This is a genomic window from Curtobacterium sp. MCBA15_009, assembly GCF_001864895.1.
Lineage (GTDB): Bacteria > Actinomycetota > Actinomycetes > Actinomycetales > Microbacteriaceae > Curtobacterium.
In genome coordinates, this window is the sequence record NZ_MJGO01000038.1 from 68,157 (window position 1) to 91,225 (window position 23,069).

The 23,069-nt window shown below is 72.4% G+C and carries 23 protein-coding genes; 13 read left to right on the forward strand and 10 right to left on the reverse strand.

Annotated elements, in window-relative coordinates; all coding sequences use genetic code 11:
• Positions 1-117: 117 nt before the first annotated feature.
• Positions 118-255, reverse strand: a complete 138-nt coding sequence (locus tag BIU97_RS18120; RefSeq protein WP_175472204.1) for a hypothetical protein — start codon at positions 253-255, stop codon at positions 118-120.
• A 116-nt stretch (positions 256-371) separates the two neighbouring features.
• Between BIU97_RS18120 and BIU97_RS12085 the strand changes: the two genes are divergently transcribed.
• Positions 372-764 (forward strand): hypothetical protein, encoded by a 393-nt coding sequence (locus BIU97_RS12085; RefSeq protein WP_071297777.1) that lies wholly within the window; start codon positions 372-374, stop codon positions 762-764.
• A 27-nt stretch (positions 765-791) separates the two neighbouring features.
• Here BIU97_RS12085 and BIU97_RS12090 read toward each other — a convergent pair whose 3' ends face one another.
• A complete protein-coding gene (locus BIU97_RS12090; RefSeq protein ID WP_139196022.1) occupies positions 792-1,874 on the reverse strand; it encodes a hypothetical protein in 1,083 nt (360 codons plus the stop codon).
• A gap of 101 nt (positions 1,875-1,975) precedes the next feature.
• Between BIU97_RS12090 and BIU97_RS12095 the strand changes: the two genes are divergently transcribed.
• From BIU97_RS12095 to BIU97_RS12105, 3 genes are all read left to right on the forward strand, one after another.
• Positions 1,976-2,326 (forward strand): VOC family protein, encoded by a 351-nt coding sequence (locus tag BIU97_RS12095; RefSeq protein ID WP_071297913.1) that lies wholly within the window; start codon positions 1,976-1,978, stop codon positions 2,324-2,326.
• A gap of 221 nt (positions 2,327-2,547) precedes the next feature.
• Positions 2,548-3,138 (forward strand): TetR/AcrR family transcriptional regulator, encoded by a 591-nt coding sequence (locus BIU97_RS18485; protein WP_071297779.1) that lies wholly within the window; start codon positions 2,548-2,550, stop codon positions 3,136-3,138.
• Entirely contained in the window at positions 3,135-3,590 is a 456-nt protein-coding gene (locus tag BIU97_RS12105) for a DUF1772 domain-containing protein (RefSeq protein ID WP_071297780.1), read from the forward strand. The genes BIU97_RS18485 and BIU97_RS12105 overlap by 4 nt, the downstream gene beginning before the upstream one ends.
• Before the next feature lie 169 nt (positions 3,591-3,759).
• Here BIU97_RS12105 and BIU97_RS12110 read toward each other — a convergent pair whose 3' ends face one another.
• Complete coding sequence (locus tag BIU97_RS12110; RefSeq protein WP_071297781.1) at positions 3,760-4,008, reverse strand: DUF4287 domain-containing protein; 249 nt, start codon at positions 4,006-4,008, stop codon at positions 3,760-3,762.
• A 192-nt stretch (positions 4,009-4,200) separates the two neighbouring features.
• Here BIU97_RS12110 and BIU97_RS12115 point away from each other — a divergent pair, with 192 nt between their 5' ends.
• A complete protein-coding gene (locus BIU97_RS12115; protein WP_083404906.1) occupies positions 4,201-4,830 on the forward strand; it encodes an SRPBCC family protein in 630 nt (209 codons plus the stop codon).
• Positions 4,827-5,498 (forward strand): DUF4166 domain-containing protein, encoded by a 672-nt coding sequence (locus BIU97_RS12120; protein WP_071297782.1) that lies wholly within the window; start codon positions 4,827-4,829, stop codon positions 5,496-5,498. The genes BIU97_RS12115 and BIU97_RS12120 overlap by 4 nt, the downstream gene beginning before the upstream one ends.
• Positions 5,499-5,503: 5 nt before the next feature.
• Here the strand turns inward: BIU97_RS12120 and BIU97_RS12125 are convergent, their stop codons facing one another.
• Positions 5,504-6,103: a hypothetical protein gene (locus tag BIU97_RS12125; RefSeq protein WP_071297783.1), complete on the reverse strand. Its 600-nt coding sequence runs from the start codon at positions 6,101-6,103 to the stop codon at positions 5,504-5,506.
• 54 nt (positions 6,104-6,157) lie between these two features.
• Between BIU97_RS12125 and BIU97_RS12130 the strand changes: the two genes are divergently transcribed.
• From BIU97_RS12130 to BIU97_RS12150, 5 genes are all read left to right on the forward strand, one after another.
• The gene (locus BIU97_RS12130; protein ID WP_071297784.1) at positions 6,158-6,658 is read left to right on the forward strand and encodes a GNAT family N-acetyltransferase; all 501 of its coding nucleotides are present in this window, start codon (positions 6,158-6,160) and stop codon (positions 6,656-6,658) included.
• Between the two features lie 53 nt (positions 6,659-6,711).
• Positions 6,712-7,245, forward strand: a complete 534-nt coding sequence (locus tag BIU97_RS12135) for a GNAT family N-acetyltransferase (RefSeq protein ID WP_071297785.1) — start codon at positions 6,712-6,714, stop codon at positions 7,243-7,245.
• A gap of 266 nt (positions 7,246-7,511) precedes the next feature.
• A complete protein-coding gene (locus tag BIU97_RS12140; RefSeq protein ID WP_071297786.1) occupies positions 7,512-8,786 on the forward strand; it encodes an endo-1,4-beta-xylanase in 1,275 nt (424 codons plus the stop codon).
• A 292-nt stretch (positions 8,787-9,078) separates the two neighbouring features.
• On the forward strand, positions 9,079-9,663 hold the full coding sequence (locus BIU97_RS12145) for a TetR family transcriptional regulator (protein ID WP_071297787.1): 585 nt from the start codon (positions 9,079-9,081) through the stop codon (positions 9,661-9,663).
• Between the two features lie 10 nt (positions 9,664-9,673).
• Positions 9,674-10,663 carry an NAD-dependent epimerase/dehydratase family protein gene (locus BIU97_RS12150; protein WP_254782984.1) on the forward strand — a complete coding sequence of 330 codons (990 nt, stop codon included), beginning with the start codon at positions 9,674-9,676 and terminating at the stop codon, positions 10,661-10,663.
• Positions 10,664-10,754: 91 nt separating this feature from the next.
• On the opposite strand, the gene BIU97_RS12155 is transcribed toward BIU97_RS12150, so the two are convergent.
• From BIU97_RS12155 to BIU97_RS12180, 6 genes are all read right to left on the reverse strand, one after another.
• A complete protein-coding gene (locus BIU97_RS12155; RefSeq protein ID WP_071297788.1) occupies positions 10,755-11,963 on the reverse strand; it encodes a beta-1,3-glucanase family protein in 1,209 nt (402 codons plus the stop codon).
• Positions 11,964-12,078: 115 nt separating this feature from the next.
• The gene (locus tag BIU97_RS12160; RefSeq protein ID WP_071297789.1) at positions 12,079-12,963 is read right to left on the reverse strand and encodes a pentapeptide repeat-containing protein; all 885 of its coding nucleotides are present in this window, start codon (positions 12,961-12,963) and stop codon (positions 12,079-12,081) included.
• A 283-nt stretch (positions 12,964-13,246) separates the two neighbouring features.
• On the reverse strand, positions 13,247-16,402 hold the full coding sequence (locus BIU97_RS12165; RefSeq protein WP_071297790.1) for a glycoside hydrolase family 38 C-terminal domain-containing protein: 3,156 nt from the start codon (positions 16,400-16,402) through the stop codon (positions 13,247-13,249).
• A gap of 146 nt (positions 16,403-16,548) precedes the next feature.
• Positions 16,549-17,367, reverse strand: coding sequence for a carbohydrate ABC transporter permease (locus BIU97_RS12170; RefSeq protein ID WP_071262727.1), 819 nt, complete (start codon positions 17,365-17,367; stop codon positions 16,549-16,551).
• A 12-nt stretch (positions 17,368-17,379) separates the two neighbouring features.
• Positions 17,380-18,330, reverse strand: a complete 951-nt coding sequence (locus BIU97_RS12175; RefSeq protein WP_071297791.1) for a carbohydrate ABC transporter permease — start codon at positions 18,328-18,330, stop codon at positions 17,380-17,382.
• Entirely contained in the window at positions 18,327-19,628 is a 1,302-nt protein-coding gene (locus tag BIU97_RS12180) for an ABC transporter substrate-binding protein (protein ID WP_175472445.1), read from the reverse strand. The genes BIU97_RS12175 and BIU97_RS12180 overlap by 4 nt, the downstream gene beginning before the upstream one ends.
• 97 nt (positions 19,629-19,725) lie before the next feature.
• On the opposite strand from BIU97_RS12180, the gene BIU97_RS12185 reads away from it, so the two are divergent.
• Together BIU97_RS12185 and BIU97_RS12190 are read left to right on the forward strand one after the other, a co-directional pair.
• Positions 19,726-20,760 carry a LacI family DNA-binding transcriptional regulator gene (locus tag BIU97_RS12185; protein ID WP_071297793.1) on the forward strand — a complete coding sequence of 345 codons (1,035 nt, stop codon included), beginning with the start codon at positions 19,726-19,728 and terminating at the stop codon, positions 20,758-20,760.
• A 582-nt stretch (positions 20,761-21,342) separates the two neighbouring features.
• Positions 21,343-23,069 (forward strand): class I mannose-6-phosphate isomerase (locus BIU97_RS12190; RefSeq protein WP_071297794.1); only part of this gene is annotated, 1,727 nt, incomplete at its 3' end.

Below are 23,069 nucleotides of genomic sequence, written 5' to 3' on the forward strand. Positions count from 1 at the left end.
GACAGATCGCCGTGCTCGGCTCGTGTGCACGGCAGACGAGGTGCGCGGCACGGTGGTGGTCGAAGGCCGGACGGAGGACGCCGGTGATCCGTTGAGCACCACGAGTCGGGCGATCCGTCACCCTGCTGCTCGTCCCGCCCGCCGTCGCACCATGGCGAACCCGGTCGTCACCATCGCAGCAGCGAGCGCGACGGTCGAGAACGCCCCCGACGCGACGATCCAGAGGGTCACCGCGCCGATCACGAACAGGAGCACCGGAGCGCGGCGTACTCGGGCATCCGACGCTTCCGATGGCTCCTGCACGACGACCACGGAGCCAGGCTCGGTCCCACCCGGGCCGTGCACGGACGCAGCCCCAGTAGGGTCCTCGCATGGAGAGCGAACGGCATGCCGCCCTGATCGCGGAACTCGAGGCTGCTGGCTCCGAAGAGTGGGGGCCGCGGGCGCTCCTGGCCTGTCTGCAGAAGCTCCGCGACGGCGGCCCGACCGAAGCTGCGCTCGTGGTCGTCCACGATGCCTGGAGCACGTCCGACGAGTTCCGGGTCGTCTACGACTCCCCGTGGGGTCCGCGCGTCGGGATCATCCGGGATCGCTGGACGACGATCGACCGGACGGACGCGTACACCACCGGCGACGAGGCGACGCCTGAGGAGTTCGGCCACGAGGTCGCCGACTACAACATCGGTGAACCACTCGGGCGGTACGTCGACATCCTCGACATCGATGCCGACGGCCTGGGGTGGTGGGGTCACATCGCGCTCTGAGTCCGCGGCGGCGTCATCGATCCGACGCTAGCGGCACGAGACCCGGGTGAGGGCGGCGTCGCCTTCGAAGCTCTCGGTCCCGCTTGCCCATGCAGTGACGGGCGTGCCCTCGTGGAGCTCGAGGGGGACCACGAGGTCGTGCGGGTTCCCCAGACCGCCGTAGTCGTCGTACACGGCGAACTGCACGTCGGCCTGCGGGCAGTCGCGGCTCGGGAGCACGTCGAAGCCGATGCAGCCGAGCTCCCAGCACTCCTCGGGGGCGGCTTCGGGGTCGTCGGTCGCGAACCAGGTGGCGACGTGCTCGTCGACCGCCGGTTGCGATCGGCAGGCTCCGGACTCGATGCCGCTCCACAGCTCGTCGCCGACCGACGCGACGAAGACAGGCGTGCCCGGACGCACCCGCACCGACCGGAGTTCGGTGCGGGTGGTCGCGCCGTGCTGGGTGTCCGCGAAGCCGATGGTGACGTCGAGGTCGCACTCGTTCGCCGCGACGACGGCCCAGGCCGAGCAGCCGGAGTCGCTGGACACCGCGCCGCAGACCGCCGACCATGCTTCCTCGTCGTCGACCTGTCCGATCTGGACGGTGCCGTCGGCGACGGCGAAGGGTCCGACGGGGGAGCCGTGTGCGCCCCGGGCCGGCGCGGTCGTCGGCGTCGCGGTCGACAGGGGTGCGGGTGCGTCGACTGCGGCGGGGGAGGCTCCGTCGGCCTGCGTGGACCCGAGCACCGGGAGCACCGAACCGGCCACGCCCGCCCCGAGCGCGAGGACCGAGAGCGTCGCGCCGAGGACCACGGCCCTCCGGCGCGCGCTGCTGACCGCGGCGACGGACACGATCGCACGGTCCTCCAGCTGCGGGCTCCGGACGGCCTGGTCGGCCTGGAACGACCGCGCAGTGTCGACGGCGAGGTCCCACCACCGCACGGACGACACGGTGAACAGGGCGCCGCCGGTCACGATCGGGACGACGGCGAGCACGCCGACCGCCCCGGTCCCGACGACGGACAGCAGGACACCGGCGACGACGAGTCCGAGGCCGATCCAACGCCACGTCTCGTGCCGCCGCCGCTGCGCGGGCATGAGTGCGGAGACGACGCGCACGGAGGTTCTCACGCGGTGAGGCTATTGACCGCGCCCCGGTCGCCGCAGGCCCCTGTTCGGGTCGGTCGTCGGTACCCCTGGTGCCGACGCACCGCCACGGCTACCGTGCTCGCATGACTGTGACGGGCATCGGCGGGCTGTTCTTCCGGAGTCGTGATCCGCAAGGCCGGGCCGCCTGGTACCGGGACCACCTCGGGATCGACGCGGGTGTGGACGCCGTGTGGCAGCAGGGGCCGGGTGCGACCGTGTTCGCGCCGTTCCCGGCCGACAGCGAGTACTTCCCGGCCGCTCAGCCGTTCATGCTCAACCTCCGTGTGACGGCGCTCGACGAGCTCGTCGTCCGGCTCGGAGCGGCGGGGATCGCGGTCGAGCGTCGCGCCGAGTGGGAGACCGAGTACGGGCGCTTCGTCCGCATCACCGACCCGGAGGGGCTGCCGTTGGAGCTCTGGGAACCCGTCGACTGACGACTGGCCGGGTCTCGGCTCATCGTGCACGGTCGCCCCGCGCGAGCGGGTCGGAGGCCACCGGCGAGGCGGGGCGCGGTCAGCGGTACGGACGCCGACACAGGGGGAGGCCGCGCGATCGGCCCCGCTCGGGTACTGGCTGGCGACGCCGACTGCGATCCGACGGGATATCTCGCGGCCGGGGGATTGTCACCCTACCTACCGGTCGGTAGGCTACCACCATGACCGACACCACGACCCGCCGCAGCACCGGGACCCGACGGCGCGCCCAACAGGTGGCGCTCGCGCTGTTCACGGAGCAGGGCTACGAGTCCACGTCGTTGCGGCAGATCGCGGACGAACTCGGCATCAACAAGGCCTCGCTGTACCACCACTTCGCCAGCAAGGAGGCGATCCTGCGATCGCTCTTCGAGGACCGCGGCAACGAGGCGGCGGACCTGCTGACCTGGCTCCGCGAGCAGCCGCGCGGACCGCGGCTGCTCGAGCAGACTGTGCTCCGGTGGGTGGACACCTTCACCACGGAGAAGCTCGCCGGGCTCCGGTTCACGACCGCCAACCCGCTCGTGGTGCGCGGGCTCGCCGACGCCAGCGGCGACCGGGTCGGTGCGCCGCTGCAGGAACTCGCCGACGAGCTCGTCGCGCTCCTGCCCGACGGCGGGGAGGAACAGGTCGTGCTCGTGCGCATGGCGATCCTCAGCATCAACGCTGCCGTGCAGGCCGCAGCCCAGGCCGACGTCTCCGACGCCGCGGTCGTCGCTGCGGCGCACCGGGCCGCGCGAGCGCTGGTCGGCGAGATCGGCGGCGCCCGGTGACCGTCCTGCTCGTCGTGCAGCTGGTGCTCGTGGGCCTGCTCGCGGGCGAGGAGTTCATCGTCCGCTGGGGCGTCCAGCCCGCCGTGGCGGCGCTGCCCGACGACGCGCACCTGCGCACCCGGATCGCCCTGGTGCGGTCGCTCAAGGTCGTCGTGCCCGCCCTGATGGTGCCCGCGGTCCTGGCCTCGGTCGCGGTGGTCGTGGTCGCCGGAGGAGCCGCCGGCCTCGGGTGGCGGATCGCCGCGCTCGGCGCGTTGGTGGTCTTCGTGCTGGCGTCGTTCCTCGGCACCGTGCCGATCAACATCGGCGTCAACGACTGGGACCCGACGGACCCGCCCGCCGACTGGCGACGCACCGTGGCGCGGTGGGAGCGCATCGACGTGCTCCGATCGACCGCCGCCGGCGTCGCGTTCGTGCTGTTCACCGTCGCCCTGGTCCAGCTGCTGCGCTGACGTCGACTCGCGGCCTGCCGTCGAGGCGGAGGACGGCGACGAGGACAGCCCGATGGTCGACGCGCATCGAGCCCCACCCGTACTCGCCGCACCGCTCCTGCCCGGCGAGGTCGAGCAGCCCGTCCGGTCGGCAGGAGCCCACGCTTCGACGCCCGGACGGACGCCCGTGTCAGGCGCGGGCGGCCTTGACGTAGGCGACGACGGCGTTCGCGTGTCCGTGTCCCAGGCCGTGCTCGGTCTTCAGCCAGGCCACGACCTGCATGTGCGTCTCGCCGTCGAGCCGCTCGTTCGCCAGGTCCAACCATTCCTGCACCGGGCGACCGTAGGTGCGCTCGATGCTCGGGAAGTACGAGGCGGGACCCTTCACGGTGGAGCCGTCGGTCGGCTGCGACGGAGCGAACACGCGGAACTCGGGCATGCGCCACAGGGTAGCCAACCGACGGTGCGGCGGGAACGTGTTCCGCTCGAGCGGACGGCCAGCGTGCGTCCCTGTCGGACGGGAGGCGCGGTACCAGCCCGCACCGTGCCTCCCGTCCGTCGGCTGGTCGCGTCCGGAACCCGGTGCCGGTCGCGGTGTCGTCCGGCGACGGGCGCTCGCTATGCTCGCGGCGTGGGGAACCGGGGCATCTACGTCGAGACCGTCATCGCGGCCGACATCGAGCACGTGTGGGCCGCGACGCAGGAGCCCGGGCAGCACGTGCGGTGGGACGTCCGGTTCTCGGAGATCGTGCCTGAGCACACCGACGGTGACGGACCCGTGCGGTTCACCTACGTCCGACGGTCGCCGGTGCACGACGTGCACGGGACCGGTGTGTCGATCGGCGAGCGGCGTCGGCCGGACGGTTCCCGGACGTCGGCGTTGCGGTTCTCGACCGCCGACCGGCTCTCGCCGATCCGCGAGGGGCGTGGCTACTGGCGGTACGTCCCGACGGAGGACGGCCGCACGCGCTTCATCACCGGGTACGACTACGACAGCGGCTGGGGGCCGCTCGACCTGGTCGTCCGGCCGCTCCTCGGGTGGGCGACGGCCTGGAGCTTCGACCGTCTCCGGATCTGGCTGGAAGGCGGGGCCGAGCCGGAGGCCTGGCCGCTCACCTCGGTGCTGCAGCCCTGGCGGCGGGACCGGCCCCGGGCCTCCCGGACGCTCCGCGCGCCGGCGGGGGCCTCTCGCCGGGGCGACCACCTGCAGGACGCGCCGGCCACGCTGGCGAGCCTGCCCACGCCGGGAGGCACGCCGTGACGTCGGTCTTCGAGGAGGCGCTCGGCGCCGACTTCCAGCGGTTGCACCCGATGATGCGACGCCGGTTCGGCGTCGGACTCGACGCGGGCGAGGCCTGCACGGGTCAGGGCGTCATGTCGTCGATCCGTCGGGGCCCGTGGTGGACGGTGCCGTTCCTGCAGATCGGACGACTCCGCAACATCCTCGTGCCGGACGTCGGCCGTGACGTCCCGTTCACGATCGAGAACTACCCGTACCGCGACCGGTACGGCCGCGAGACGGTCACGTTCGTGCGCACGTACTCGACGAAGCCCGGACGCACCGCCCGCTTCGACGCGACGATGGTCCTCGTCGACGGGCGGGTGCTCGACTACCTCGGGTCGCACCAGCACCTGGCAGTCGACCTCGACCTCGCCGTCGACGACCGGGGCGGACTCGTCCTCACCTCGGACGCGCAGCGGTTCCACGAGGGACCGGTGTCGTTCCGGTTCCCGATGCTGTTCAGCGGTCGCGCGACCCTGCACGAGTGGTGGTCCGACGACGACCAGTCGTTCCACGTCGACCTCGAGGTGCACAACCGCGTGTTCGGCTTCCTGTTCGGGTACCGCGGGTCCTTCACGTGCGAGTGGACGCCGGCGACGGACGCGCCGGAACGGCTGAAGCCGGTGCGGACCGAAGCGCGGACCTGACAGGCTCAGTCGAGGTCGCGCAGCGAGTACGGCTCCGCGGCTCCGGCGAAGAACACGGTCTGCATGCCCGCGCCGACGTCGGCCTGCACGCGACCGGCGGTGCGCAGCCCGAGTGCTCGGGTCTCGGCGTCCCCGTACGGCAACCCGACGCGCTCGCTGAGTGCTCGCCAGTGCACGATCGCCTTCGCGGTGGCCGGGTACGCACCGGCCTCCCTGGCGGTCCGGACGTCGCGGCGGCCGTCCTGCAGGAACTCGACGTCGGTGCCAGACCGTGCAGCGGTCAGCACCACCGCACGACCGGACTCGGCGACCACGTCGATCCCCGCGCCGGCGCCGCACCAGACGTGCGTCCCGTCGCCGAGCTCGAGCTGCACGCGGGCGGCCAGTTCGAACGCGTCGGTGCGGTGGGCGGCGCCGACCGCTGCGGACGGACACTCCTCGGTCGACTCGAACACCTCGTTCCACTCGCGGAGCGCGACGCGCAGCTCTGCGCTCAGCGCGCGGTCGACTGCATCGTCGACCTCGTACGGATCGCGCTCCCCGCGGAGCCACAGCGGTGCGTCGACGCCGTACTCGGCCATGACGAGCACGATCCTGTCCACCATGCCCCGATGGTAGGGCCGCCGGACCGTGGTGACGGTCAGCGCTACCGTGCTGTCATGCTCCCTGCCCCCACCATGCGGCTCCGGTTCCGCGAGATGACGCCGGACGACCTCGACGACATGGCCGCGCTGCTCGGTGACCCGCAGGTGATGGCGTTCTACCCCGCGCCGAAGAGCCGCGAGGACGCCGCCCGGTGGATCGCCTGGAACCAGGAGAACTACGCCGAGCACGGCCACGGGCTGTGGATCGTGGAGACCCTCGACGGCGACTTCGTCGGGGACTGTGGTCTCACGTGGCAGGACGTCAACGGGACGCCGGCGCTCGAGGTCGGCTACCACGTGCGGGCGGCGCTGCAGGGGCAGGGCTTCGCGACCGAGGCAGCGGGTGCCTGCCGGGACCTCGCCCGCGACGTCCTGCACGCGAGCGACCTCGTGGCGATCATCCACCCGGAGAACACCGCCTCGGAGCGGGTCGCGCGCAAGCTCGGGATGGAGCGACGGGAGGACGATCGGGGCGGGGCCATCGCGGTGCGGACCGTGCTCGGGATGTCGCTCTAGGGGCTCGAGCGGACCGGAGCGAGCGGTCCGGTCGGCGCCGGTACGCTGCGGACATGCCCGATGCCTTCTCGATCCGGACCACGACCGAACAGGACTGGGAGCGGGTGCGGGCGCTCCGCGTCGAGAACGCGACGGACAACCCGATCTCGTACGGCGCGACGCGCGAGTACACGCTCCGGATGTCCGAGGACGAGTGGCGGCTGCGAGCCCGACGCGGCGAGGCGGCGGACGCGACGAGCCTCGCAGCGATCGACGCCACCGGGCGGTGGATCGGCATGATGAGCGGCCAGGTCGGGGACGCCCACGGGGCCGACCCGGTGCTCACCGGGGTCTACGTCACGCCGGGGTTCCGGGGGCGCGGCCACGGGGTGGCGGACGCACTGCTCGACCACGTCATCGCCTGGGCGCGGGGGCGGGGGGAGCAGCTCCGTCTCGAGGTGTACGACCAGGCGGTGCCGGCGGGGCGCTTCTACGCGCGCCGGGGCTTCACGGCGACCGGTCGGACCCGTGACCTCCACCTGCTCGGCGAGGTCCCCGGCGCGGCGCCGCTCCGACTCGTCGAGCTCGCGCGGCCCGTCGCGCCCTAGGGGTGCAGTTCCGCGCGTCGGAGGTCGTTCCGCGCGTGGTGAGGTGTTTCGCGCATGGGAGGCCCGTTCTTCCGGCCTCCCATGCGCGATCCTGCTTCCCATGCCAGGCGCTGTGGGAAGGAACGCGCGGGACATCGCCGACCGCGCTGTCCCGCCCCGGCCCGTCGGGCCCGGTGCTACCGTGGCGCGCACGTCGGGCCACCGGCGGACGACCCCGCCCGGCGAGAGCCCCACGGGACGTCGACGCCGACGTCGGAGGACGAGCGATGCCGCACGAGACCACGACACCGACCGGGCCGGCACACCGACACGGAGTGGCCACACTGACGTTCGTCGACGCGAGCGGTGCTCCGCTGCGTGACACCGAGGTGACCGTGGAGCAGACCCGCCACGCCTTCACCTTCGGCAACATCGGCTTCGACTTCGTCGACCTCGCCGCAGACGCAGACGCAGACGCAGACGCAGACGCAGACGCAGCCGCCGCGGACGCAGACGCCACCGCGCACCTCGCCGACCTGTTCGCGGACGTGTTCAACACCGCGACGCTCCCGTTCTACTGGGGCCGCTTCGAGCCCGAGCGCGGTGCGCCCGACACCCGCCGCCTGCTCGCCGCCGCACGGTGGTTCCGGGAGCGGGGCATCGCCGTGAAGGGGCACCCGCTCGTCTGGCACACCGTCCAGCCCGACTGGCTGCTCGGGCTGCCGACGGACGAGGTCGAGCAACTGCTGCGCGCGCGCATCCGCCGCGAGGTGTCGGACGCCGCCGGCGTCATCGACACCTGGGATGCCATCAACGAGGTCGTCATCATGCCGGTGTTCGACAACGGGGACAACGCGATCACGCCGCTCGCCCGTGCCCGGGGCCGCATACCGATGATCCGGATGGCCTTCGACGAGGCCCGCGCCGCGAACCCGAACGCCACCCTGCTGCTCAACGACTTCGACCTGTCGAGTGCGTACGAGTGCCTGATCGAGGGCGTGCTCGAGGCCGGGGTGCAGATCGACGCCATCGGCCTGCAGACCCACATGCACCAGGGGTACTGGGGCGAGGAGACGATGCTCGCCATGGTCGACCGCTTCGCCCGGTACGGGCTGCCGCTGCACCTGACCGAGACCTCGCTCGTCTCGGGTGACCTCATGCCCGCGCACATCGTCGACCTGAACGACCACCAGGTCGACTCGTGGCCGTCGACGCCCGAGGGCGAGGCGCGCCAGGCCGACGACGTCGAGCGGCACTACCGCAGCCTCGTGGGGCACCCCGCCCTTGAGGCCATCACCTACTGGGGCATCACCGACGCCGACGCCTGGCTCGGTGCGCCGATCGGCCTCGTGCGCGCCGACGGCACGCCGAAGCCGTCCTACGACGCGCTCCGTCGCCTGGTCAAGCAGGAGTGGTGGCTCGGCCCGACGGGACTGCGCACCGACGAACGCGGAGTGGTGCAGGTCCGCGGGTTCCGCGGCGACTACCGCGTCGACGTGCGGGGCACGTCCACGCCGTTCACGATCGCCGACGCGCCCGCTCGGGTCCAGATCGTCGCCTGACCACCCGCGGAGCTCCGGGCCCCGGTTGCAGTTCCGCGCGTGGTGCGACGTTCCGCACATGGGACGCCCTTCCTTCCGACCTCCTGCGCGCGATCCTGCTTCCTGCGCGCGACTCTGCTTCCGACGTGCGATCCTGCTTCCGACGCGCGATCCTGCGAACCACGCGCGGTTCCGCACCCCGTGGCGGACGGGAGGCGCGGTGCCAGCTGACACCGCGCCTCCCGTCCGGCCGTGGTCGCGACCACCCCACGGCGCGACCCGCCCGGGCGCTCGGGTCGGTACGGTGGTCGGCATGGCCCGATTCACGCCGCCCGCCGCCGACGCCGTCCGGGCGCGACTCCTGCTCGCCGCGCGCGACGAGTTCGCGGCACTCGGGTGCAACGGGGCGAAGGTCGAGCGGATCGCTGCGGCCGCGTCGAGCAACAAGGCCCAGGTCTTCCACTACTTCGGCAGCAAGGAGGGCCTGTTCGACGCCCTCGTCGAGCAGACCGTCGCCGAGACCTTCACCGAGGTCCCGGTCGACACCGACGACCTCCCCGCCTTCGCCGGACGGCTGCACGACTCGCTGGCCCGCCGCCCGTGGGCACCGCGGCTCGCGGCCTGGCACCGGTTGGAGCGCGGCGACGCCGAACCCCTCGAAGCAGTCGTCGCCCGCAACACCGAAGCGGTGGCCGCCGTCGAGCACGCACAACGTGCGGGAGTGCTGCCGCGGTCCTACCGACCCGCGGTGCTGCTCGGTCTGGTGCTGCACCTCGCCGCGCTCTGGAGCGTGACCGCGCCGACCACCGCGCCGGAGTACGACGCCCTCGTGCACGCGGTCACCCCGGCACGGCGGCGGCAGGTCGTCGTGGACGCCGTCGCCGCCATCGTCGGTTGACCCGGCTCCGATGATGACGGGCGCAGTGCGGCGCGTGCTGGTCCTCGGCGGGACGGGGTGGCTCGGTCGCGAGGTCGCCCGGGCTGCCGTCGAGTCCGGGGCCGAGGTCGTGTGCCTCGCCCGCGGCGAGTCCGGCGCGGTCGCGGACGGTGCCGAACTGGTGCGGGCGGACCGGCTGCAGCCGGGCGCGTACGACGCGGTGACGGGGGACTGGGACGAGGTCGTCGAGCTCGCGCACGCGCCGGACCTCGTCGGCCCGGCGCTCGATGCGCTCGCCGATCGTGCGGCGCACTGGACCCTCGTCTCGACCGTGACGGTGTACGCCGACGACGCCGAGCCCGATGCTGACGAGTCGGCGGCGCTCGTCGAGCCCGACGACCTGTCGGAGTACGGCGCCGCGAAGGTCGCCGCCGAACGGGTCACCCGAGCGCGGCTCGGCGACCGGCTCGCGATCGTCCGCCCGGGCCTGATCGTCGGTCCGGGCGACCCAAGCGACCGGTTCGGGTACTGGCCGGCCCGACTGAGCCGGCCCGGCCCGGTGCTCGTCCCCGTCCTCGCCGAGCGGTCCGTCCAGGTCGTCGACGTGACGGACCTGGCGGCGTGGATCATGCACGCCGGGTTGACCGGCTTCGTCGGCACCGTCAACGCGGTCGGTGCGCCGCAGCCGCTCGGCGACGTCCTGCGCCAGCTCGCGGCGCTCGCCGGGTACACCGGCGGATTCGTCGAGGCGGACGACGAGGCGCTGCTCGCACACGACGTGCAGTACTGGGCGGGTCCGCGCTCGCTGCCGCTGTGGTTGCCGACGTCCGCCGCGGGGTTCGCCCGGCGGTCGGGTGCGGCCTTCCGGGCTGCGGGCGGCCGCACCCGACCGTTGCAGGAGACCCTGCGTCGGGTACTCGAGGACGAGCGGGCCCGCGGCGTCGAGCGGCCCCGGCGGTCCGGGCTGCCGCTGGCCGACGAGCGTGCGGTGCTCGCGGCGCTTGCGGCAGCCGACGATTGACGACCGACGCGGCATCGGCCGGCAGCGCGGCTGGCGGCGCCGCCCGCGCCCCGCGCCAGCGCCGACCCCGTGCCAGCGCCGGCGCCCGCGATCAGTCGAGCGGGCCGATCGTCAGCGTGCACGAGGTGGCGGCGCCGTCCTCGATGTACGAGGCAAAGCTCCCCACGTCGTCGAACGGGAACCCGTACGCCTTGCCGTCCGTGTGGATGTCGTGCAGGCCCGCCGCGTAGTGGTTCGTCCGCGGCTGACGGTAGAAGCCCGACGGGTCGGTGGTCGGCTGCGTCCCGACGTCGCGCAGCGTCGAGCGGTTCAGGCCTGCCCCGAGCACCGCGGCGATCGGCCCGACGACCCCGTCGTTCGGCGCCGCGAGGTTGCCGTCGCAGTAGAACACGTCCCGCGTCGACGGGAGCCGGAACTGCGCGACCTGGCCGCCGCCCACCCGCGTCGCGGTCATCACGTCACCGCTCGTCCGCAGCGTGTACCGCACGGCGTTCGCGTCGACGAGCAGGTCGCGTTGCGTGTACGCGTCCCAGCTCTCGCGCACGTACCCGTCCAGGTAGGTCCCGCTGAACCGACCGACGTCGATGCCGTGCCCCGGCGCGATGACGCGGACGTCGTCGACGACGAGGTCGGCGAACCCCTCGGTACCGCGCATGCGGTCGAAGAACGCCGAGCGGCCGCCGTCGCGCACCACGCCGATGGTCTGGTTCCGAGCGCCCTGCAGCTGGATGGCGATCGGGATGCTGAACATGTCGACCTGGGTCGAGTTGCAGTACATCGAGCCGTTCTGCCACGTGAACTCGAAGTAGTCGTGGAACACCGAGAAGGTCGGGTCGCCGCTCACCCAGCCGACGGGCTGCACGACGCCGGCGCCACCGGCGGTGCCGACGACCCGGAACGGGATCTCCTGCCCGAGCGAGACGTAGATGCGGCCGGACATGCCGCCGGCCGGCATGGTCACCGTCCGCGCGTTGCTGAGCCGGACACCCCAGTGGGCGATCCCGTCCGCACCGTTGTCGCTCGTGCTGGCGGCGTGGAAGGTGCCCTCCGGCGTCACGTGCCCGAGCTGACCGGTGCCGAGGTCCGTCCCGACGACGTGGATCCACACGTTCTCGTCGGCGTAGTTCCCGGTGCGGTTGACGATGCCCACCGGGAGCAGCGCCGCCGCGCTCGCCGCAGCGGGGCGGAGCAGGCCGAGTGACTCGCCGGTGACCGGGAACGCCGCGGCGGCGAGCCCGGCGGCACCCGCGCCGAGGAACGCGCGGCGGCTGAGGGCCGAGGGCTTGGCGGATTCGTGCACGTGATCTCCTTCGATCAGCCGCTCGTGGACGGCGGCGGTGGGGCGCAGCCGATCGAGGACAGCGACCCCGTTGCCGCGCGCAAGCGACGGTAGACCGGTCGGTCGACGGCGACAATCAGCACAACGAGGGACAAGCGCGTCCCCCGGTCGTCCCCTCCCAGTGGCCGGGACGACGCAGGTCGGCCGGCAGCCGGGTGTCGTGGTCGCCTCGCGCGGCGTCGACCTGCGGCTGCGAGACGAACAGGGCGGTCGACAGGTCCGCCCCGTCGAGCCGGGCGTCGCGGAGGTCCGCGCCGAGCAGGTCGGCGGACGCCAGGTCGGTACCGCGCAGGTCCGCCGCGATGAGCGACGCCCCGCGTAGGTCGGCACCGGTCAGCCGCAGCGACCGGAGGTCACGGCCGGCGAGGTCCGCGCCCGGCCGGAGCCCTGCCTGATCGGCCACGTCGTCGGCGAGGAAGCCGCCGCGGACCTCCGCGCTGACCTCGACGAGCGTGTCCCGCACGGCGGCGTGCGTCCGCTGCACGTCGTGGTCGAGCAGCCCGTCGACGTCCCCGTCGAGCACGGCCCGGACCTGCTGCTCGAGCGCGGCGGCCTGCGCCGCCGTCTCCGGCCCGACCGCTCGGGTCCGGGCCTCGGCGAGGTACCAGAGCAGCTCGTGCAGCTGCCGCGCGACGGCGAACGCCCGGAACATCCCCGAGCGGACCTCGGGGTGGTCCCGCCAGTTCCGTCCGCCGAACAGCTCCTGCGACACGTACTGCCCCGCACCGAAGCAGTCGAAGACGGTGCAGCCCCGGAACCCCCGGGGACGGAGCGAGTCGTGGACCGAGCAGGAGAACCCGGCGGTCAGGTTCCGGCACGGGGTGCCGGCGGGCTTGTCGACGGGGAAGTCGGCGGAGCGCTGGAACCCGAAGGCGGTGCAGCACAGGGCGGCGCAGTTCGCGCAGTCGGCTCGCAGCGCGGAACGGTCAGCGGTGGGGTCGGTGGAACGATCGGTGGTCATGGTGACGGGCTCTCTCGGACGGTGTCGTGTGGGTGGCGGGGGAGCGGGGACTCCGATCGGAGTCCCGGTTCCGGGCACACGAGACCACCGCCCCTCGTCCGAGGAGCGAACGGGTGTCGCTGGGTGGGCCCTGGGTCACAGGGCGGTGGGAGCTGTCACTGCTGCGAGGGTACCGCCGCACGGCGGCGGGCCGCAGCCCGCCCGTCGGGTCGCGTCCGCGTCGTGGTCGCGACCGGTGACGGACGGGAGGCGCGGGTCGGCCCCGCCCCGCGCCTCCCGTCCGTCAGTCCTGCGGCAGTCTCGTGAGCCGCACGGCCGTGGCCTCGAAGGGTCGGAGCGCGAGTCGCACGCCGTCGTCGAGGACCTCGACCGAGCCGGGTGCGTCGTCGCCGAGGTAGGTGCTGCGTGCCGCCGCACCGACGGCGGTGCCGACGCGGAGCGTGAGCGTGACCGGCTGGTCGGACACCGACTGCAGGCGGACGATCGACTGCCGGTCGTCCGGACCCGCGACCACGGACACCAGGCGGACGCGGTCGTCGTCCAGGGTGAGGAGCTCGGCCGACGCGTCCGCGCCCGAGCCGGAACCGGCTGCGGGGACCGTCGCCATCGGACGGACCAGGTCCGCCGTCGTCTGCAGGGCGACGGCCTCGACGGACTGCCCGGCCTCGGCACGGACCCCGAGGGCGTACTCGAACGTCGCGGTGAAGCCCTGCTCGATCGGGAAGTTCGTGTCCCACACGTTGTTGTGCAGCCACGAGTAGACGGTCGCCGCTCGCGCCGGGCTCGTGCTCGCGGGGAACGGCGCGTACGGCAGCGAGATCGTGCCCGGGTGGACCAGCGGTGCGTCCTTCGTCACCCAGACCACGGCGTCGTCGCGGTCCTGCACGCTCACCCAGTTGCGGATCGCGCGCATGTGCTGCGGCGCACCCGGCACGTGCGCCAGGCCGTCACCGGTGACGCCGCCGGAGACCTCGTAGCGGACGACCGGCTCCGCCGCGGCGAAGGGGAACGCGAAGAACGCGCTCTCCTTCGTGCGGGTCACCGGCTTCTCGAGCCGGTTCGCGATCCGCAGCCGGGGCTCGCCGTGCCGCAGCCGCAGCGTCACCGTGACGGCGTCGACCCCGGCGGCGGCGAAGCGGTAGACCAGGCGCTCCTCGACGGCGTCGGAGACCCGCTCGACCAGGACCGCGGGGCCGCCGACCGTACGCGAGGCGAGGAGTTCGAGCCGGTCGGAGCTCCACAGCTTGTTCGCCAGGTGGTTGACGCCCGCGCCGGACGACCCGTACTCGTCGTAGACGTAGCCGTTGAAGCCGGCCGGTGCGTCCTGCTCGACGATCTCGCGGCCGGTCGCGAGCTCGACGACGGACCGGATGGTCGACGTGCGCGGGTCGACGGCGACCCGCAGGTACGCGTTCTCGAGGGTGAAGAGCTCGGCGGCCGGCGTCGTGAGCGGGTCGTGGACGCGCGGCGCCTCCGGCTCAACAGTGCCCGGCAGCACGTCGACCCGGACGAAGCCGAACGCCGGCACGTCCGTCAGCTGCACCGAGACCCAGCGACCGGACTCACGGTGCAGTGCGTTCGACTGCGGTTCGACGACGACCGGCAGCGTGTCGCCGGTCCGGCCGTCGCGGAGCGCGACCGGGGTGTCGAGCGGCACGGTGGACTCCTTGAGCAGGAACCGGACCGCGCCCGTGCGCGTCGCACCGGAGGCGTTCGCGACGACGATCGCGGCGAGGGCGTCGTCGGGTGCCGCCACCGTGTCGGCGAGGTAGACGAGGGCGTGCTCCTCGAGGTCGCGGCCGCGCTGGTGGGCGGTGATCGCCTGCCCCACCTTCCACTGCCACTGGCGCTCGCCGGAGTCGTAGCCCTCGTCACCGTGGGTCCACGAGTTGCTCGCGCCCCAGGTGTGCTCGTTGAACATCGAGATCGCGTCCCAGGCCGACCCCGCGTCGGTTTGCTCGGTCGGGACGGCCTGACCGCCGAGCCAGGCGGCTGCCTGCGAGAAGGAGCGGGCGTCGCTCACCGTGGCCTGGGCCTCGCGGGCCAGGGCGAGCGGCACGGCTGCCGACCCGACGCCCTCGACCCACCAGTCGCCCCAGTCGCCCTCGACCGTGATGAGTTCGTCACCGTGGCGGGCCTCGGCCTCGGCGAAGAAGTCCTCGTTCGTCGAGACCCGCAGCGTCGGCGACGTCCAGGTCTCGTTCCAGCGGCGGACCACCTCGGACAGGTGCAGCCGCGCCGGCCCGTTGTCGCCCATGAAGCCCTGCGTCCGCAGGTGCAGCACGTCCCACGGGTAGCCGGGCCGCCCCTCGGCCTGCTCGCCGTGCGCGCCGAACACCCCGGGCGGGAACGGGTAGCCGCGCGTCGCGAGCGCGGTGAGGTACGCGGGCAGGTACGCCTCGGCGACCTCGTACGACTCGGTGAGGCCGACCATGGGCCCCTCCATGTACGCCAGGCCGTGCGGGCTGTCGGTCATCCAGACCACGACGGAGTTGCCGGCCGGGGTGCGCCAGCGGAACATGCGCGGCAGGTCGAGCGCACCGTTCTGGTGCGGCATCGAGCGCCCGGCCCAGTTGTGCGCGACGGCGAGGTACCGCACGCCGACGTCGTGCAGGGCGTCGGGCAGGCCGGCGACCTGCCCGGGGACGTCGGTCTGCATCGCGGTGGTGAAGTCGATGCCGTACCGGTCGCGGATCCGGCGGGCCTCGCGGAACAGCTCGTGCAGCTCCTCGGTCGAGCAGGTGTCCGTGTGCAGGTTGTACGGCATCGCACTGAGGCCGATCGAGCCCTGGCGGACGAGCTCGACGAACTCGGCGACCTTCGCGGCCGGGCGGTGGCGCTCCCAGTCCGCGAACGCCCACAGCGCCTCGACGTTCCAACGGAACCGGGCTGCGTCGGGCCAGTCCCGGGTCGCATCGGCGAGCTCGACGGCGGAGTCCAGGTAGGACCGCTGCGACGAGATCACGGTCGTCTGCGGGTCGGTGTACCCGAAGTCGAAGTGCGAGTGGTGCACCACGTGCACGGACCACGCGCGCTGCGGGAGCAGCACGAACGAGACGGTCTCGTCGCCGAGCCCGGGCAGCGCCAGGGTGACGTCGGTCGGTGCGTCGACGGTCCGGACGAGCAGCCGGACCGACCCGGCGTCGGGGGACGGCGCGTGGGCGACGACCCGGTCGCCGTCCGGCCCGGCGAGGGTCGCGCCGATGGCGGACGTGGTCGCGTCCGGCTCGGTGTCGGTGTGGGTCCCGGTGTCCTCGCCGAGCAGCACGCGCACGCTCTGCACGGGGACGCCGTCGCGCTCGGTCAGCAACGGCTCCGGGATCACGCGCACGCGCGTCCCGCCGACGGTCGCGGCGGCCACGGAGGCGCGGTCGAGGAGGCCGGCGCGGGCCTCCAGGTGGGACCAGGGCTGGGCGGAGACGAGGGCGGTGTCGGTCATCGTCGGGGGAGTCCTTCGAGGTCGGGGTGGTCGGGCAGCCGGGGGCGGCCGGGGAGGCGAGGGAGGCGGGTGATCGGGCCGGGACGGGCCGGAGGCCGGAGGCCGGAGGGGCGGCCGGCCGGTCGGTCGGGGTCAGGCGGTCGGGGTCAGGCGGTCGGGTTCAGGCCACGGGCGAAGAACCGCTGGAACGCGAAGAACACGATCACCGTCGGCAGCGACGCAACGAGCGCGCCGGCCAACGCGACCGGCGGTCCGTACGTCGAGTAGTTGCCGGTCAGGTCGGCCAGGGTCGCCATCACCGGCCGGATGTTCGGACTCGACGAGAGCGTCAGGCCGAACAGCAGGTCGTTCCAGATCCAGGTGAACTGGAACACGAAGGCGGCGAGCAGTGCGCTGGTCGACAGCGGCAGGTGGACCTGGAAGAACATCCGCACCCAGCCGGCGCCGTCCAGCGATGCGGCCTCGCGCACCTCGTTCGGCAGGCCGGTCATGTGCCCGCGCACCACGAAGAACGCGAACGGGATCGTCAGTGCCACGTAGACGAGCAGCATGCCGTACTGGGTGTCGAACAGCGACGCGGCCGCGTACCCGGTGAAGAGCGGCGACAGGAACGCCTGCAGCGGCAGGATCGTGCCGATGTAGATCACCCAGAACCACAGCGTCGGGCGCCGCACCGGCATGATCGTCACCGCGAACGAGGCGAGCGCGGCGATGAACACCGCGGCACCGGCGCCGACGACCGAGTAGAGCAGGCTGTTGGCCATGCCCTGGCCGACGTTGGCGTTCCGGAACGCGATGCCGATGTTCTCGAACAGCGACCACGAGGTGGGCCACCAGGACGGCGTACCCGAGTAGTCGGCGCCGCGGGTGAACGCGTTGACGACGAGCAGGTACGACGGGATCAGCCAGATCAGGGACACGACGATCAGCACGACCGTCAGGATCCGGCGGGAGGTCTTGGTCATCTCGGGCTCCTGCTAGTCGGTGGGACGGAGTTGCCGGCGGAGGTAGGCGTACGAGGCGACCACCACGACCAGGGTGAGGAAGACGGCCACGGCGGCGCCGGAACCGTAGCGGGAGAGCGTGAACGTCTCGCGGTACATCGTCAGCGCCAGGGTCTCCGACGCGGTGCCGGGGCCGCCGTTCGTGAGCAGCAGCACCTGGTCGAACACCTTCAGGCTGCCGACGATCGAGATGCCGACGACGACCACGGTCATCGGACGCAGCTGCGGGAAGGTCACGGACCAGAACAGCCGCCATCCGGAGGCGCCGTCGATCTGCGCGGCCTCGAGCGTGTTCGGCGGGATCGACTGCAGGCCGACCAGGAACAGGATCACGCACGCCCCGGTCGCCTGCCACGTCGTCGCGATGATCATCATCACGGTGTTGAGCGGCCACTGCAGCAGCCACTGCGACACCAGGCCGTCGAGCCCGAACGTCCGCAGCAGGGTGTCGAGGCCGCCGTCGGTCGAGAGCATGAAGGTCCAGACGACGGCGGTCGCCGAGCCGGAGATCGCGTAGGGCAGCACGATCGCGAACCGTGCCAGTCCGCCGAGCTTCAGCTTCCACGTCCCGACCGCGATCGCGAGTCCGATCCCGACGGGCAGCAGCAGGGTGCCGACCACCCACAGGAACGTGTTGAGCACGGACTGGCCGAACGCGGGGTCCGCGAACATCGCCCGGTAGTTCTCGAGGCCCACCCAGCTGCGGGTGAAGCCGTTGTCGTCGAAGAAGCTGCGGTAGATCGTGAACAGGAACGGGGCGACGAGGAGCACCACGACGAGCACGACGGCCGGCGCGAGGAACGCTCCGCCGGTCAGTCGTGCCCGCAGGGGCACGCGCTGCTGCGCGGTCGGGCGTCGGGTGGGAGCGGTGCGGGCCGCGGGGTCGACCGCCGTCTCGGGGACGGGTGGCTGGGTGAGGGTCATGCGGCGTTCCAGATCTTCCACTCGGTCTCGGCCCGGTTCTGCATCGACTTCAGGGTGGCGATCCCGTTCGCCTTCGAGGGGTTCACCATGAAGGCGCCGAGGTCCTGCACGTTGCCCTCGACGAGCGGGGTGGGGGAGGCCTCCCAGTAGCGCGTCAACTGGATCGGACGCGTCGCGGCGATGTCCTTCGCCAGGTCCTGTACCAGGTCGGACTTCGGCAGGGCGTCGGGGTTCGGACTCGTGTCGCCGAGGAACCCGACCCAGGCGGTCTGCACGTCGGTCGCGAGCCAGTTCTTCGCGACGTCGACGGCGGCCGTGTGCCGGTGGGCCTTGACCGGCACGGAGAGCGACCCGCTCTCGACGACGACCGCGGCGGGCGCGTCGCCCCGCGGCGGGACACGGAAGAAGCCGATGTCGTCGTCGGTCAGACCCGCCGCGAGCAGGGTGTTCGCGAACCAGGTGCCGTAGAGCATCATCCCGAACTTGCCCTTGCCGACCAGGCCGGGCAGGTCGTTCGAGGTGACGTCCGGGGCGGAGAAGAACCCGTCGGCGTACATGCCCGACCAGAGGTCCATCGCCTCGACGGCCTGGTCGGCGGTGTACTCCGCCTTGTCGGTCGTCACGGCCTGGTAGTAGTCCGGGTCGGTCGAGGCGAGCAGCTGCATGAACCAGATCTCGGCCTCCCAGGTGGTGGCGCCGGGGGACAGGAACGGTGTGATGCCGGCGTCCTTAAGTTTCTGCGCGGCGTCCATCACCTCGTCGAAGGTCGTCGGGACCTGGATGCCGTGCTCGGCGAACGCCTTCTTGCTGTAGAAGACCGCGTAGTAGCTCTTGTAGAGCGGGACGCCGTACGCCTTGCCCCGGTAGCTGAAGGACTCGCGCTGCCCGGGGTCGACCCACCCGCGCCGCTCGACGTCGTCCCACACGCTGTTCAGGTCGGTGAGGATGTCGGCCCGGGCGATGTCCTGCAGGCGGTAGCCGTTCGTCCACTTGATGAGGTCCGTGGTGCTGTCGGTCTGCGCCGTCATCCGGATGATCTGCCCGTAGTTCGCGACGCTCGCCACCGAGCGCGAGGTGATGCGGTACCCCGTCCGCTTCGCGAGCACCGCCGAGGCCGCCGCGTAGCCGGGCCCCCACGTCGGGTTGTCGCTGTTCAACGTGACGGTGCCGGGCGCGGACGGCTGGGTGTCGGAGCCGCGGGCGCACGCCGACAGGGCGAGCGCGAGCAGGCCGCCGCCACCGACGGCGAGTGCGGAACGGCGGGTCACGGCGGGCCCTCGGGAGAGCGGGTTCGGCATCGGACGATCCATTCGACGGTGAATTGATAACGTTACCAAGTGGAGCATACACGGCCGACGAACGGCCGCAAGTGGGCCGTCCGGTATACAGGGACGCATGCAGGCAGCCGAGGGACCCGAGCCGGGCCGCAAGGCCACGATGACCGTGAAGGACATCGCACGGGTCGCCGAGGTGAGCCCGATGACCGTCTCCCGCGTGCTCTCCGGCGGCAAGAACGTCCGCCCGGCGCTCCGCGAGCACGTCGAGCGCGTCATCGCCGAGGTCGGCTACCACCGCAACGAGAACGCGCGCAGCCTGCGCCCCGGGCAGCGGTCCGGCCTCGTCGGCGTGCTCATCACGAACATCGGCAACCCCTACTACGCGGGCGTCGTGCAGGGCATCGAGCAGGTCGTCGCCGCGACCGGCCGCCGCATCCTGGTCGGCACGACGAACGAGGACGGCGACCTCGAGCGGCAGCTGCTGTCGGACTTCCTCGGTCGCCAGGTCGAGGGCCTCATCGTCGTGCCCGTCGGCCAGGACGGCACCCGCTTCACGGCCGACCGGCTGAACGACGCGCCCGTCGTCCTCGCGTCGCGCACCGTCGAGGACGCCCCGGCGGACGCCGTGCTCATCGACGACGTCCGCGGCGCCCACGACGCGACCGCGATCATGCTCGACGAGGGCCACCGGCGGATCGCCTTCCTCGGCAACAAGGTCACGGTGTCGACCGGACAACGCCGCCTCGCCGGCTTCCGTAGTGCCTTCGACGAGCGGGGGTCCGAGCCCGACGAGCACCTGGTCGTCCTCGAGCTGCAGGACGCCGCCGCGGCCGAACACGCGATGCGCCGGCTGCTCGACCAGCCGGAGCCGCCGACCGCGGTCTTCGCGGCGAACAACCGGATCAGCGTCGGCGCCATCCGCGCGATCGCCGGAGCGGTCGCCGACGGCACGGTCGCCCGGTCGCCGCGGCTCTTCGCCTTCGACTCCTTCGACTTCGCCGACATGGCGCCGATCCCGCTCTCGGTGATCGACCACGACCCCGCCGAGCTCGGCCGCGTGGCCGCGCGGATGCTGCTGTCCCGCCTGGACGGGAGCGCCGACGGCGAGGCACCGCGCCGCGTCGAGCTGCCGGTCAGCATCGTGCACCACTGAGGCGGCGTGCACGTTCCGTCCCATCGCGCGTGGTGTGGGAAGCCGTTCCGCGCGTAGGGGGCCGGAAGAACCTGCTTCCTACGCGCGATCCTGCTGACCACGCGCGGAACTGTCGCCGGCGCGCGGGGGCCGCTTGCGGCGCGGACGGGAGGCACGTGGCGGGCCGGCACCGGGCCTCCCGTCCGGCGCCACGCACGTTCTGTCCCATCGCGGGTGGTGTGGGAAGCCGTTCCGCGCGTCGGGGGCCGGAAGAACCTGCTTCCTACGCGCGATCCTGCTCACCACGCGCGGAACCGCCTCCGGCGCGCGAGGACCACACGCGGCGCGGGCGGGAGGCACGTGACGGGCTGGCACCGGGCCTCCCGCCCGGCGGGCGTGCACGTTCCGTCCCATCGCAGGCTGAGTGGGAAGCCGTTCCGCGCAAAGGTGGTGAGAAGGAACGGCTTCCGACGCGCGGTTCTGCTCACCACGCGCGAAACGACCACCGACGCGTGGAACTGCACCGGGTGCCGAGGTCCGGGGTTGCGGAGGAACGCGGGCGCGACGGTATGTTGGTAACGTTATCAGTGCGAAAGGGGTCCCATGTCCACCTTCCTGCCCGCCGGTGTGACCGCCGGCCAGTACGACAAGGCTCCCGTCATCGAGCTGCCGCCGGGCCACGACGCCTGGGCCGGTCCGGACGCCTGGCGTCGGCTGGCGGAGGTCCTGACCGTGTCCGAGCACCACACCATGGCCGTCGACACGTACCCGGGGTCGGACCTGACGGGGCTCTGCCGTGAGCTCACAGCAGCCGTGCCCGACGCCCTCGTCATCGACGTCGAGGACGCTGCCGCACTGCCGAACGCCGAGATCGAGGAGCGCATCGCCGCGAACCTCACCGACGACCGCGTGTTCGGGGTGCTCGGGCACCAGGTCCTCGCCGACTTCTACGACGCCGGGCGCCTCGAGCAGGTCGCCGAGCGTGTCCAGTCGGCCGACGGCCCCGTGGTGGTGGTCGGCTGGGGTGCCACGCTCGTGCCGACCGCGTTCGACACGGTCGTGCTCGCCGACCTCGCGCGCTGGGAGATCCAGCGTCGGCAGCGGGCCGGGGCGCCGAACTGGCGTGCCGACAACGGTGACGAGGACCAGCTCCGCAAGGTCAAGCGCGGCTACTTCGTCGAGTGGCGCACGGCCGACCGGCACAAGCGCGCCCTGTTCGACCGGATCGACCTCGTGCTCGACGCGAACGCCTCGATGGCCGAGGCGAAGCTCATCAGCGGCGACACCTTCCGCGCCGGACTCGAACTCGCGAGCCGACGGCCGTTCCGCGTCGTGCCGTTCTTCGACCCCGGGGTGTGGGGCGGCCAGTGGATGAAGGAGGTCCTCGAGGTCGGCGACGCCGACAACTACGCGTGGTGCTTCGACTGCGTCCCCGAGGAGAACAGCCTGCTGTTCCGCATCGGCGACACCGTCGTGGAGCTGCCGGCGCTCGACCTGGTGTTCCGCCACCCGCGCGAACTGCTCGGCGTGAAGACCCACGCCCGGTTCGGCGCCGAGTTCCCGATCCGGTTCGACTTCCTCGACACCATGGACGGCGGCAACCTGTCGCTGCAGGTCCACCCGCTCACCGACTACATGCAGAACGTGTTCGGCATGCCCTACACGCAGGACGAGAGCTACTACCTGCTCGACGCCGCCGACGACGCCGTCGTGTACCTGGGCCTCCGTGACGACGCGGACCCGGACGAGCTGCAGGGCGCGCTCCGGTCGGCCTCGGCGGGCGAGGAACCCTTCGCTGCGGACCGGTACGTCAACCGGTTCCCGGCTCGGAAGCACGACCACTTCCTCATCCCGGCCGGCACCGTGCACTGCTCCGGCGCCGACTCGATGGTCCTGGAGATCTCGGCGACGCCGTACATCTTCACGTTCAAGATGTGGGACTGGGGGCGGGTCGGCCTGGACGGCGTGCCGCGCCCGGTGCACCTCGACCACGCCTTCGCCAACATCCAGTGGGACCGCCGCACCGACTTCGCCCGCGACGAGCTCGTGAACCAGGTGACCGAGGTCGCTCGTGGCGACGGCTGGGTCGAGGAGCGCACCGGACTGCACGAGCTCGAGTTCATCGAGGTCCGACGGCACTGGTTCGACGGCGTGGTCCCACACGACACCGACGGCACCGTGAACGTGCTCAACCTGGTCGAGGGTGCCGAAGCCGTGGTCGAGAGCCCCGACGGTGCCTTCGAGCCGTTCGTCGTGCACTACGCCGAGACGTTCATCGTGCCCGCGAGCGTCGGTCGGTACACGATCCGCCCTTGGGGAGCCGGGGTCGG